Annotated in this window: 11 protein-coding genes; 3 read left to right on the top strand and 8 right to left on the bottom strand. The window is 64.3% G+C overall.

From position 1 onward, the window contains the following. Nucleotides 1-241 precede the first annotated feature (241 nt). Nucleotides 242-1132, top strand: coding sequence for an inositol monophosphatase family protein (locus AC1DGP_RS24355; RefSeq protein ID WP_476832628.1), 891 nt, complete (start codon nucleotides 242-244; stop codon nucleotides 1130-1132). Between the two features lie 207 nt (nucleotides 1133-1339). Here AC1DGP_RS24355 and hemP read toward each other — a convergent pair whose 3' ends face one another. From hemP to AC1DGP_RS24325, 6 genes are all read right to left on the bottom strand, one after another. Next, nucleotides 1340-1522 (bottom strand): hemin uptake protein HemP, encoded by a 183-nt coding sequence (hemP, locus tag AC1DGP_RS24350; protein ID WP_441505807.1) that lies wholly within the window; start codon nucleotides 1520-1522, stop codon nucleotides 1340-1342. A gap of 244 nt (nucleotides 1523-1766) precedes the next feature. Beyond that, complete coding sequence (gene bfr, locus AC1DGP_RS24345) at nucleotides 1767-2252, bottom strand: bacterioferritin (RefSeq protein ID WP_113517171.1); 486 nt, start codon at nucleotides 2250-2252, stop codon at nucleotides 1767-1769. A 124-nt stretch (nucleotides 2253-2376) separates the two neighbouring features. After that, complete coding sequence (locus AC1DGP_RS24340) at nucleotides 2377-2664, bottom strand: (2Fe-2S)-binding protein (RefSeq protein ID WP_441505806.1); 288 nt, start codon at nucleotides 2662-2664, stop codon at nucleotides 2377-2379. After that, on the bottom strand, nucleotides 2661-3200 hold the full coding sequence (gene irrA / locus AC1DGP_RS24335; RefSeq protein ID WP_441492420.1) for an iron response transcriptional regulator IrrA: 540 nt from the start codon (nucleotides 3198-3200) through the stop codon (nucleotides 2661-2663). The genes AC1DGP_RS24340 and irrA overlap by 4 nt, the downstream gene beginning before the upstream one ends. A 145-nt stretch (nucleotides 3201-3345) precedes the next feature. Then, the gene (locus AC1DGP_RS24330) at nucleotides 3346-4923 is read right to left on the bottom strand and encodes a DHA2 family efflux MFS transporter permease subunit (RefSeq protein ID WP_441505805.1); all 1578 of its coding nucleotides are present in this window, start codon (nucleotides 4921-4923) and stop codon (nucleotides 3346-3348) included. Between the two features lie 147 nt (nucleotides 4924-5070). After that, the gene (locus tag AC1DGP_RS24325) at nucleotides 5071-6258 is read right to left on the bottom strand and encodes an HlyD family secretion protein (RefSeq protein WP_476768949.1); all 1188 of its coding nucleotides are present in this window, start codon (nucleotides 6256-6258) and stop codon (nucleotides 5071-5073) included. A 142-nt stretch (nucleotides 6259-6400) separates the two neighbouring features. Between AC1DGP_RS24325 and AC1DGP_RS24320 the strand changes: the two genes are divergently transcribed. After that, nucleotides 6401-7060: a TetR/AcrR family transcriptional regulator gene (locus tag AC1DGP_RS24320; RefSeq protein WP_441505803.1), complete on the top strand. Its 660-nt coding sequence runs from the start codon at nucleotides 6401-6403 to the stop codon at nucleotides 7058-7060. Between the two features lie 5 nt (nucleotides 7061-7065). Here the strand turns inward: AC1DGP_RS24320 and AC1DGP_RS24315 are convergent, their stop codons facing one another. Beyond that, entirely contained in the window at nucleotides 7066-7968 is a 903-nt protein-coding gene (locus AC1DGP_RS24315; protein ID WP_441505802.1) for a DMT family transporter, read from the bottom strand. 187 nt (nucleotides 7969-8155) lie between these two features. Next, the gene (locus AC1DGP_RS24310; RefSeq protein ID WP_441492424.1) at nucleotides 8156-9190 is read right to left on the bottom strand and encodes an aspartate-semialdehyde dehydrogenase; all 1035 of its coding nucleotides are present in this window, start codon (nucleotides 9188-9190) and stop codon (nucleotides 8156-8158) included. Nucleotides 9191-9663: 473 nt separating this feature from the next. On the opposite strand from AC1DGP_RS24310, the gene AC1DGP_RS24305 reads away from it, so the two are divergent. Further along, nucleotides 9664-10728 (top strand): hypothetical protein, encoded by a 1065-nt coding sequence (locus AC1DGP_RS24305; RefSeq protein WP_476832627.1) that lies wholly within the window; start codon nucleotides 9664-9666, stop codon nucleotides 10726-10728. Nucleotides 10729-10844 lie beyond the last annotated feature (116 nt).

The following is a 10844-nucleotide window of genomic DNA, read 5'->3' as shown; positions in this document are numbered from 1 at the left end:
GGTGGTGCGAACAGACACATCAAGACCGACGAACAGCTCCATGGCAGGCCTCCTGACCGGTTGGATCGATGGAGCCTGACCGGAAGACCGCTCTCCGTCATCCCGTATCAACGGGCGGCCGGAGCCCCAACAACCCGATCTTTTTGTTTCGCGATCGGTGCTCGCGGTTCGGGCGCGAGTTCGGGGCGCTTCCTTTGAAACGCGGCGCCGGTTTGGGTGGTGGTAGGCGGTCCTTGGCAAATTGGCGGGATCCAGAAGGCAAGCCCGAGATAGGGGAGCCGAAATCACGATGAGTCTGATCGATAAAGTATCGACGGTTCTGCGACAGGCAGCTGCAGAGGCGATTTTGCCGCGCTTTCGCAATCTGACCGCGCGTGATGTGGAGGAAAAGTCCCCGGGAGAACTCGTCACCGTTGCCGATCAGCATGCCGAACGGTTGATCGGCGAGCAATTGCTGCTGCTCGATCCGTCCGCCAGGGTCGTGGGCGAGGAAGCCTGCGCCAAGACGCCTGCATTGGCTGACACTCTCGATCGGGGCACCGTCTGGTTGATCGATCCGCTGGACGGCACCGGAAATTTCATTTCCGGCCGAGGACCATTTTCGATCATGCTTGCACTGCTTCGCGAAGGCGAGGTCGTCGCAGCCTGGATGCTCGATCCGTTGTCGGATCAGCTTCATGTCGCCGAACTGGGCAGCGGCGCCCAGATCAATGGAGTGCCCGTGGTCGCTGATGGGAAGCCGGATGGGCTGCGGCGGGGCTCGATCTCCACTCGTTTCCTGCCGCCTGACGTGCTTGAGGTCATCGAGGCGCGCTTGGATCGAGTGCCCTTGATCGTGCCGCCGCTGCTTTGCGCGGGGGCCGAATATTCTGCCATTGCCACTGGCGAGCGCGATTTCGCCGTCTTCTGGCGAACGCTGCCATGGGATCATCTGCCCGGAACGTTGTTCCTGAGCGAGGCTGGCGGCCGCGTCGCGCGCTGGGATGGTTCGCCCTATCGCGCTGGACAAGACGGCTCTGTCCTCTTGGCAGCGCGCACGCCCGAACATTGGCGAGCGACGCACACGGCGCTCTTCGATTGGCGCAATGATCGCTCAGGGCCGAGCGAGTCTTGGTTGCGAGCGCTCGACTAGACCCGTTCGAGCGCGCGATGCGGGAGGTCAGGCAAGGTCAGGCCGATGGCATCGCCTGAGCGGATTTCGCCGCCCGCCAGAACGATCGCCATGATTCCGGACTTGCGAACGAGCCGGCCCTCGGAATCGCGCCCGAGGACAGCGGAGAGGAGTCCGGGACGGAAGCAGGCTCTCTGGCACAGAGCGCGTGGCTTGGCGAGCGGGGCGCTATTTGGTCAGGATCAACCGGTCGCGGGCGGTGACGCGCAGGCGATAGGCCTCGCCAAGATGCATCAGGATGACCTCGCGTCCGGTGCCGACCAATTGGCGGACGTCGACGACCGGGACGTCCGATTGTCCGGAGTGGGGTGCTGTCTTGCCAGCAAGATCAGATGGCGGAACGGAACTCATCGCAGCGATCCAAATCGATAATCTGCAGGAGGCAGACAAGGTTCGGCGCTGATCTTCCGTAGAGCTTCAGTATTGAACGATAATCATTACAAACTACGTCGGTATCAGCCTATGAATTAGGTCGCTTTCAATCGCGCCGTCAAGGCGGTGGTCCTGTTCCGACTTCGGGCCACTGCTTCGGCACGAAAAAGCCGGACCTGCGGGGCAGGTCCGGCTTGCGACCGGCGTCGGAATGCTTCGGGGATCAATGATCCGCTTCGAGTCCGCCGATATGTTTCTGGGTGTAGAGTTCGATGCCGACGCGCTCGATGAGGTCGAGCTGGGTCTCGAGGAAGTCGATATGACCTTCCTCATCCTTCATCAACGCCTTGAACAGGTCCTCGGACGGGTAGTCGCCGACCTCGCGGCAATACTTGGCCGCTTCCTGATAGAGTCCGCGCGCCTCGACCTCGGCCTTGAGATCGCACTCGATCACTTCCTTGACGTTCTCGCCGATGCGCAGTGCGTCAAGCGTCTGCAGATTGGGGAAGCCCTCGAGGAAAAGGATGCGGTCGACGAAACGGTCGGCATGGACCATTTCCTCGATCGATTCCTTCTTCCAGGTCTTGGCCATCTCCTTCAGCCCCCAATTGTCGAGCATCCGGTAGTGCAGCCAGTACTGATTGATCGCGGTCAGCTCGGAGCGGAGCCCCTTGTTGAGGTATTCGATGACCTTCTTGTCACCCTTCATCGCAGCTCTCCTCGGGCTCGCATCACATTAGAATGATCCTAATGTAGAGCGGCAATTCGGAGAATGAAAGGGAGAAGTCGCGCCAGGACCGGGAAATATCGACGTGGCCCGCGGCCGAGAAGCCTCAGGCCGCGATCGTGTCTTTCTCGATCGCCAGCCCGTCCATCATCTGGGTGACGGAGACATGCACCGCGCATTCAACGTCGCGACTGGCGCAGGAATGGCATTGGCTGGCGCAGGCGGCGCGGGCCTCAGCAAGAATGGCTCTGACGGCCCGGGCGCAACGTCCGCAGTCCGGGCTGCAGCCCAGACAGTCATAGGCCTCGCCAGCCGTCACCGGTCCAGTGCCATCGGGGGCAATGGTTCCCTTGATCTGCCGACAGGACAGGACGTTGCAGGAGCAGACGATCACGCGTGGTGCCCAGCTCCGGCGGCGACCCGGGTCTCGACTTCGGCGCCATCGGCGTTGCGCAGGCGGACAATGACCTCCACGGACGAGATCATCATGCCTTCCGGGGCGACGGGCAGGCCGGAGACCTGGATTTCCGAGCCAGGGATGTCGACGACGGTTTCGTCGTCCTCGTTATAGAAATGGTGATGCTCCGACACATTGGTGTCGAAGAAAGTCTTGGGGCCGGACACCGAAACCTGGCGGAGCAGGCCAGCTTCCGAGAACTGCCGCAGCGTGTTGTAGACGGTCGCGAGGGACAGCGGTTCGCGGGCGCGCAGCGCCTCCTCATAGAGCATTTCGGCGCTGACGTGCCGGTCGCCCTTGGCGAAGAGCAGCCAGCCCAGCGCCATGCGCTGCCTGGTCGGACGCAGGCCAGCATTGCGTAGCCGCGTTTTCACCGCGCTGATCGGGCAGGAAGCAGGGCTCTTCTGCGGCCACGGAATCTGTTCCGCGGCAGCACGGGCCTGGCTGGGATCCTTCACGGGCAAAACGCTCATCGGTACGCCTTCCACATCGCCGGCATGCCGGCCTCGTAGTTTAGAAAATATCTAAACTACTGATATCATTGCTATATTTGGCGGGACTCCGCGCGAATGTCAATCCGGAGCCGGCTGCGACACGGTGCATCAGGTCCCGGCGCGGCTAGTGCCCGGCCTCGGCGGGGGGCGCTTTGGGCGGCTTGCGCATGAACACGGCCAGCACGACCAGCCCTGCAAAGATCCAGGTCAGGCCGAGAAAGACATCGCCGAAGGCCATGACCAAGGCCTCGCGATGGGCGAGTTGACTGATTTTGGCGAGCGCCATCGCCTCGGCATTGGCGCCATAGCTGGCGAAAAGCTGCATCATCTGGGCCAGCCTCTCTTCGGCGACCTGGCTGCCGACAGCGACAGCTTCATGCAGCCGGGTGATGTGCAGGTCGGTCCGGGTGTTCAGCAGCGTGTTGATCACGGCGAGGCCCACCGCGCCGCCAAGATTGCGCGTCAGGTTGTAGAGGCCCGATGCGTTCTTGAGCTGCGCCGGAGGCAAGGTGCCGAGCGCCAGATTGTTGATCGGCACCATGCACAGCATCAGCGAGACGCCGCGCAGGATCTGGGGCAGCAGCAGTTCGTGGAAGTCCCAGTCCTTGGTGATGAAGGACGCGAGATAGGTGCCGGCGGCGAAGCCGGCGAAACCGATCATCATCATCACGCGTGGATCGAGCTTCTGCGACAGCTTGCCGGCGACGGGCGCCGTCAGGAACATGCACAGGCCGGTGACGAACATCGTCTCGCCGATCATCAGCGCGTCATAGCCGCGGATGCGGCCGAGAAAGACGGGGTAGAGATAGGTCAGCCCGTAGAGGCCAATGCCCATCGTGAAGCTGAAGAGCGAGCCGAAGGCGAAGTTGCGGTTGGTGAAGGCGTAGAGATCGACGAGCGGATCCTCGCGCGTCAGCGCCCGCCAGAAGAACAGGACCGCGCCCACCAGCATCAACGCGGTGAAGAACACGATCTCGTGGCTCTGGAACCAGTCGAGCCGCGTGCCTTCCTCCAGCACATATTCGAGGCTGCCGAGGAAGGCGGCCATGCTGGCGAGGCCGAGCCAGTCGAAACGCTTGAGCAGGCCGGGCTGCGGCTTGTCGAAATCGATCAGCGTCCAGGCTGCGATGGTGACGCCGATGCCGGGGATGACGTTGACCAGGAAGAGCCAATGCCAGGAGAAGGCATGGCTGAGATAGCCGCCGACCGTCGGGCCGATGGTCGGCGCGAGCGTCGCGACAAGCCCGATCAGCGGCGAGACGATCGGCCGCTTCGAGGCCGGGAAGATGGTGAAGGCGGCCGCGAAGACGCCGGGAATCATGCCGCCGCCGATGAAGCCCTGGACCGCGCGCCACAGGATCATCTCGTTGATCGAGGACGACATCGCGCACAGCACGCTCGAGACCGTGAACCCGGCTGCGGCGATCGAGAAGAAGACGCGGGTCGACAGCGCCCGGCTGAGATAGCCGGAGAGCGGGATCATGATCACTTCTGCGATCAGATAGGCGGTCTGGACCCAGGCGATCTCGTCGGCGCTGGCTGACAGGCCCGCCTGGATCTCGGCCAGCGAGGCGGAGACGATCTGGATGTCGAGGATCGCCATGAACATGCCGAAGACCATCGCCAGGAAGGCGAAGATCCGCCGCATCGGGATGGCGTCGGAGGCCGCCGGCGCGCCGGCTGTCAGTGTTGCAGTGGCCATGACGGCCTCGTCTTCCTGGCGCCCCGCACCGTCGCCCTGGCCAAGCGGCATTGGCCGCGCAAAGCCGGGGTCAATCGGTGGGCGTTACGGCTGCATGGATTCCGGATCGTCGCGACGCGCCATCCGGAATGGGTCTTGTGGTTCCGTTCAGGCCTGAGGGCGCGGGTCGATCTTCACCACGACCGACATGCCCGGACGCAGCGCATGGCGCGCAATGGCCTGCGGGCTGAGCGTGATGCGCACCGGGACGCGCTGGACGATTTTGGTGAAATTGCCGGTGGCGTTGTCAGGAGGCAGCAGCGAGAACACCGAGCCCGTGCCGCCGGAAATGCCGCTGACGACGCCGTCAAACACCTGATCGGGCAGGGCGTCGACCGTGACCCTTGCCTTGTCGCCGATCTTCAGGCCGCCAACCTGCGTCTCCTTGAAGTTGGCATCGATATAGACCTGGTCGAGCGGGACGATCGACATCAGCCGCTTGCCGGCACTGACGAGGTCGCCAAGCTGGACATTGGTGTTGGCGACCAGTCCGTCGATCGGCGCTGCGATCCTGGTGAAGGACAGGTCGCGGGCGGCCTTGTCCTCGGCGACCTTCAGCTCGTCCATCTGGCGGGAGGCTTCGTTGCGCTGTGCCTCCAGCACCTTGATATTGGCTTCGGCCGCGGAGACCCCGGCCTCGGCGCTGGCCAGTGCGGCGCGGGCTCGGTCACGCGCTGCCGTTGCCGCATCGAGGGTCGCCTGCGATCCGTAGGACTTGGCGGCAAGGCTGTTGGCGCGGTCGAAATCGGCGACGGTGCGGATGATATCGGCCTGGGTCGAGTCCCGCTGCGCCTGGGCCTGCAGCAGGCTGGCGCGGCCGGCCTCGATCTGGCTGTCGATGCGCAGCAGCGTCGCGCCTGCCGTCGCGCTCTTGGCGCGGGCGCTCTCCAGTGCGATGCGCTGGTCGCCATCGTCGAGGGTGACGAGCGGCTCGCCGGCCTTGACCTGCTGGTTCTGCTTGACGGCGACAGTTGCGACATTGGCTGCGAGCTTGGCCGAGATCGTGGCCATCTCGGCGCCGACATAGGCGTCGTCAGTCGAAACGATGAAACGGCCATTGCGCCACCAGTCGACGCCGAACCAGAGTCCGGAGCCGAGCGCGGCTGTCGCCAGCAGCATCATGCCCGCACGGCGCACCGTCTTGCCGCGGGGCTTGGCGGCGGCAGGGCTCTCCGCTTCGCGCGGAGCTGCTTCGTCGGCCTTGCGGGCCTGGGCGGGGAGCGGCGTGGTTTCGAGCGCGGGGTCGACCAGCTTCAGCCGGTCCCGACGCGACTCAGTCTTTGTCTCGGCGGACATGGGCGATCCTGATAATCACTGTTCGAACCGATCGGTTCGATTTCAGTTGAAATAGCGCTGGCGATGGCGCATATCAAGTGAAATCGAACTGAGTGGTTCGATTATTTTTGTGCGGCGCAAAATGCCGGGGCGAGATGGGGTCATGGACGAGGTTGTGAAGATCGCAGGAGTGCCGCCGCGCCGGAAACGGCGTGCGGCGGGCGCAGATCCCGACAAACGTCGCCAGATCCTGGACGGAGCCCATGAGGTCTTCCTGACGCGCGGGTTCGACAATGCCAGCATGAGCGACATTGCCGCGGCCGCGAATGTCTCGAAGGGCACGCTCTATGTCTATTTCGAGGACAAGGAACATCTCTTCGTCGCCCTGATCGAACGCGAGCGTGAAGAACAGAAGCGCGGGATCTTCGAAGCGCTCGACGATGATCCCGATCTCGGTCATGCGCTGACGCATTTCGGCGAGCGGATCGTCCAGCTCCTGGTCTGCGATTTTGCGCTCAGCGCCCAGCGCATCGTCGTTGGCGTGGCGGAGCGCATGCCCGATCTCGGCCGTGAATTCTACGAGAACGGACCGTTGCAGGGCGCACGGCGCATCGCCGGCTATCTCGACCGCAAGGTCGCGGAGGGACAGCTGGAGATCGACGATACCGCGCTGGCAGCCGTGCAGTTCGTTGACCTGTGCCAGTCGACCGTGCTGCGCCCGCGCCTGTTCAATGCGGTGCGCGAGCGACCGTCCGAGGCCGAGATCTCCCGCGTGGTTGCCTCGGCGGTCGCAATGTTCCTCGCGCGATACGGCAAGCGATAGTCCGCTTACAAGGCTCGCGCCCGCATCCGCTCGCGATGGGCGGTGTAGAGGCCCGAGGCGGCGATGATCACCGAGCCCAGCAAGGTGAAGAGATCCGGCAGGACCGAGAACAGGAAGAAGCCGAAGACCGAAGCCCAGAGCAGCTGCACATAGGAGAAGGGCGCGAGCAGCGAGGCGTCGGCATGGCGGAAGGCGATGATGACGAACCAGTGCCCGATGGTCGAAGCGACGCCGATGAAGATGCCGATGGCGATCGCCTCCGCCGTAAGTGGCTGCCAGCCGAGGGGCTGCAGTACGGTCAGCAGCAGGAAGCCGACCACGGCCGACCAGGTCAGTGTCGTCACCGGATCCTCGGTCGTGCTCATCATGCGGGTAACGATCAGGGCAAAGGCCCAGGTCGCGGCTGAAAGCGCTGGCAAAAGCGACGCGGCGTGGAAGTTGGCACCTCCGGGCCGGACGATGATCAGGACACCGGCCAAACCGACCAGGGTCGCGGTCCAGCGCCGCCAGCCAACCTTCTCCCCAAGCATCGGGATCGACAAGGCCGTGACGAAGAGCGGCGCAATGAAGCTTGTCGCGGTCGCATCAGCGATCGGCAGGTATCGCAGCGACGAGACGAAGATGATGGAGGAGAGGGTGACTGCGACGCCTCTCAGCAACTGCATGTGCAGACGCTTCGGTCGCAGGCGTGCTGCGCCGCCGCGCAGTGCCACCGCCAACATGATCGCCGTAAAGGCGGCATAGCGCAGCCAGGTGATCTGTAGCGCGGGCATCGTCGCCGCGAGATATTTCGAAGCGACGTCGGAGCTGGACAGGAAGATGCTGGCAAGCAGCATCAATCCGATGCCGCGCAGCGCAGCATCGCGACGTTGCGGCACGGGAGGAACGGCCTCGGTATGCGCGGGCAAGGCCGGTACCGGAGCTTTTGAAGGGTGGGGAGAGGACAAGGCGACGCCGGAACTGGAGAGTGGGACGACGCTAGCAGGATTTGCCTGCGGCGGGCGCGCAAACTCGGAACAGCGCCCATGCGCCCGGGCCCTTCATGAAAAAGGCGGGCTTGCGCCCGCCTTCGTGGAGCTTTCCGAGCTGCCGGAATCAGGCCGCCTTCTTGCGCGGCTGGATCAGCTTGCGGTTGACCAGCACCTCGGCGATCTGCACGGCGTTCAGGGCTGCGCCCTTGCGCAGATTGTCCGAGACGCACCAGAAGGCGAGACCGTTCTCGACCGTATTGTCCTCGCGGATGCGCGAAACATAGGTCGCGTCCTCGCCGGCCGCCTCGTGCGGGGTGATGTAGCCGCCGGGCTCGTGCTTATCGATGACGAGGATGCCGGGCGCGGTGCGGAGCACCTCGCGCGCCTCGTCGGCTGTGATCGGCTTCTCGCATTCGATGTTGACGCTCTCGGAATGGCCGATGAAGACGGGCACGCGCACGCAGGTGGCGGTCAGCTTGATCTTCGGATCGAGGATCTTCTTGGTTTCCGCCATCATCTTCCACTCTTCCTTGGTGAAGCCGTCCTCCATGAAGACGTCGATCTGCGGGATGAGGTTGAAGGAGATGCGCTTGGGGAACTTCTTGGTGACGACGTCGCCGGCCGAGAACACGGCGCGCGTCTGGTTGAAGAGCTCGTCCATGCCTTCCTTGCCGGCGCCGGAGACCGACTGATAGGTCGAGACGACGACGCGCTTGACGCCGAAGCGGTCATGCAGCGGCTTCAGCGCCACGACGAGCTGCGCGGTCGAGCAGTTCGGGTTAGCGATGATGTTCATCTTGGAGAAGCCGGCGGCCGCCGCGGCATTCACCTCCGGCACGATCAGGGGCACGTCGGGATGCATGCGCCAGGCCGAGGAATTGTCGATGACGACGCAGCCCTGGCCGCCGATCTTCGGCGACCATTGCTTCGAGACCTCGCCCCCCGCCGACATCAGGCAGATATCGGTATCGGAGAAATCATAGTGATCGAGCGCCTTCACCTTCAGCGTCTTGTCGCCGAAGGAGACCTCGGTACCAATCGAGCGCGAGGAGGCAAGCGCCACGACCTCGCTCACCGGGAAAGCCCGCTCGGCAAGGATGTCGAATATTTCGCGACCCACATTGCCTGTGGCGCCGACAACCGCGACCTTGAAGCTCATGCTGCTGTTCCTTTTGGAAGTAACCGGTTCTGCCTCCCCCGGGAGATGCCGACCCGCCTGGTCTGGATGGCGGGTTCGGCCTTAGCCCCCGCCGGGGGGGAGGGCCCGGAACCGAGGCGAAGCGTCAGCGCGACGTCCGGAGCGTGCCGGTCGTCGTTTTGGTCGTGCGTTTCGTCGTCAGGGCGACAATCACAGAGCCAAATCCCATAGGGCTGAAAGCATTCGCGGTCGCGCTCGAGTGGATGCTCGCCTCGCGATGCTCATCCAGAACACCCGCGGCGATAAAAAGTCAATTGGTCTCGGCAGCCCAGCGCGTCAGGACGGGATTAACCCTGCCTCCTAACCAGCGATTCACGACAATCGCGGTTCGCAGGCCGCCGGTAACCCGATACTGACCCGGATGCCCTCAGCGTCGCCGGCGGGTGAGGACAGGCTGCTGGCGCGGAGGCGCAGGCAACGAGCGGGGTCTTGTCGTGTCGCGTGAGTTCGCAGCGTTACTGGTCAATGGCTTTCGCCGGCTCGGCTCGAGCTGCCGGGAGCTCGGCTCGGCGGCCGCACATCGTGCCTTGCCTGTGGCGGGCAGCGTGAAGGGCAAGCTCGGCGGTCCCGATCCGATTGGCGCCTTGATCAGCGTGATGGACCATGTCGAGGCAGCGATGCGGACAATCCTCCGCTGGCTGCGCGCTGCCGTCCGCCATCGTGGCCTGGGCCTGACCGGCGGTCTGGCCTGGCGCGGCCTGGCAGCCGTTGCCGGTATCGGGATGGCGGCTGCGCTCGTCACGGGCCTTTCGGGCGATGGCGGCGAGATGCAGGTCGCCAGCCTTGCCGAGCAACCGGCTGCGGAGATCCGGTCCGTTCGGGACGTTCGCCAGGAGCCGCGCCTGCTCGGCGCCCAACATGAAGACTGGACCAGGATCGCGCGGCCGATCGCGATGTTTGGCCTCGACTCTCCGGAATTGGAGCGCCAGACCATGGCCTATGAGGCGAGCCGGAGCCAGGACGGCGCGAAGCGTGAGGATGTGTTGAGCTTTGGGGCGTTCACCGAGGCAAAGCCGCATCTGCTCCTGCGCCTCGTCGTTGACCATGGCGACGATCATCTGACGCAGCCCTTCATCATCGCGCTGGTGCGCGAGGCCGCTGCGCGCGGCATGTCCGTGCAGCGCAGCGGTGCGCCGACAGGGCTCACCACCAAATTCGGCTCTGTCGAAGCTACGGATGTGACCCTGAGCGATGGTGCGAATGAACGCGCCTGCATCGGCTTCCGCCACCGGGGCGGCGACACGCCGCTGCGACTGAGCGGCTGGTGGTGCGGTGGGGCGGCGCGCCCGGTCGATCGTCAGCAACTGGCCTGCCTGGTCGATGGGCTTGCCCTGCTCAGCGCCGGCGAGGATCAAGTGCTGCGTAGCCTCTTTGCCGCAGCTGAACGTAACCGCGGCGGCGCCTGCTCACCGCCGCGCCCATCCGCGGCCGGTCGCAAGACGTCATCGCTCGACGCCGAAGGCACGCTGCCGAGCCACCAGGCGGCCGCGAAAAGGTGAGGGGACGGCCGTTGAAATCGGCTGCCCGAGCGTTATCTCAGAGCTATGGGGCAGTAAAAGCGTTAACCGCGGCGGGATAGATTTGGCGCTATCAATCGCCGCTTTACTTCCCCTTG

The organism is Allobosea sp. 05T433 (assembly GCF_056396065.1).
This window is presented reverse-complemented; position numbering and strand designations above follow the sequence as displayed.

Excerpts from the sequence above, each read along its gene's own strand:
- AC1DGP_RS24330 (WP_441505805.1), bottom strand. The coding sequence starts at position 4,923 with ATGGCCACTGCAACACTGACAGCCGGCGCGCCGGCGGCCTCCGACGCC.
- irrA (WP_441492420.1), bottom strand. The coding sequence starts at position 3,200 with ATGAGCGTTTTGCCCGTGAAGGATCCCAGCCAGGCCCGTGCTGCCGCG.
- AC1DGP_RS24325 (WP_476768949.1), bottom strand. The coding sequence starts at position 6,258 with ATGTCCGCCGAGACAAAGACTGAGTCGCGTCGGGACCGGCTGAAGCTG.
- AC1DGP_RS24310 (WP_441492424.1), bottom strand. The coding sequence starts at position 9,190 with ATGAGCTTCAAGGTCGCGGTTGTCGGCGCCACAGGCAATGTGGGTCGC.
- AC1DGP_RS24320 (WP_441505803.1), top strand. The coding sequence starts at position 6,401 with ATGGACGAGGTTGTGAAGATCGCAGGAGTGCCGCCGCGCCGGAAACGG.
- bfr (WP_113517171.1), bottom strand. The coding sequence starts at position 2,252 with ATGAAGGGTGACAAGAAGGTCATCGAATACCTCAACAAGGGGCTCCGC.
- hemP (WP_441505807.1), bottom strand. The coding sequence starts at position 1,522 with ATGAGTTCCGTTCCGCCATCTGATCTTGCTGGCAAGACAGCACCCCAC.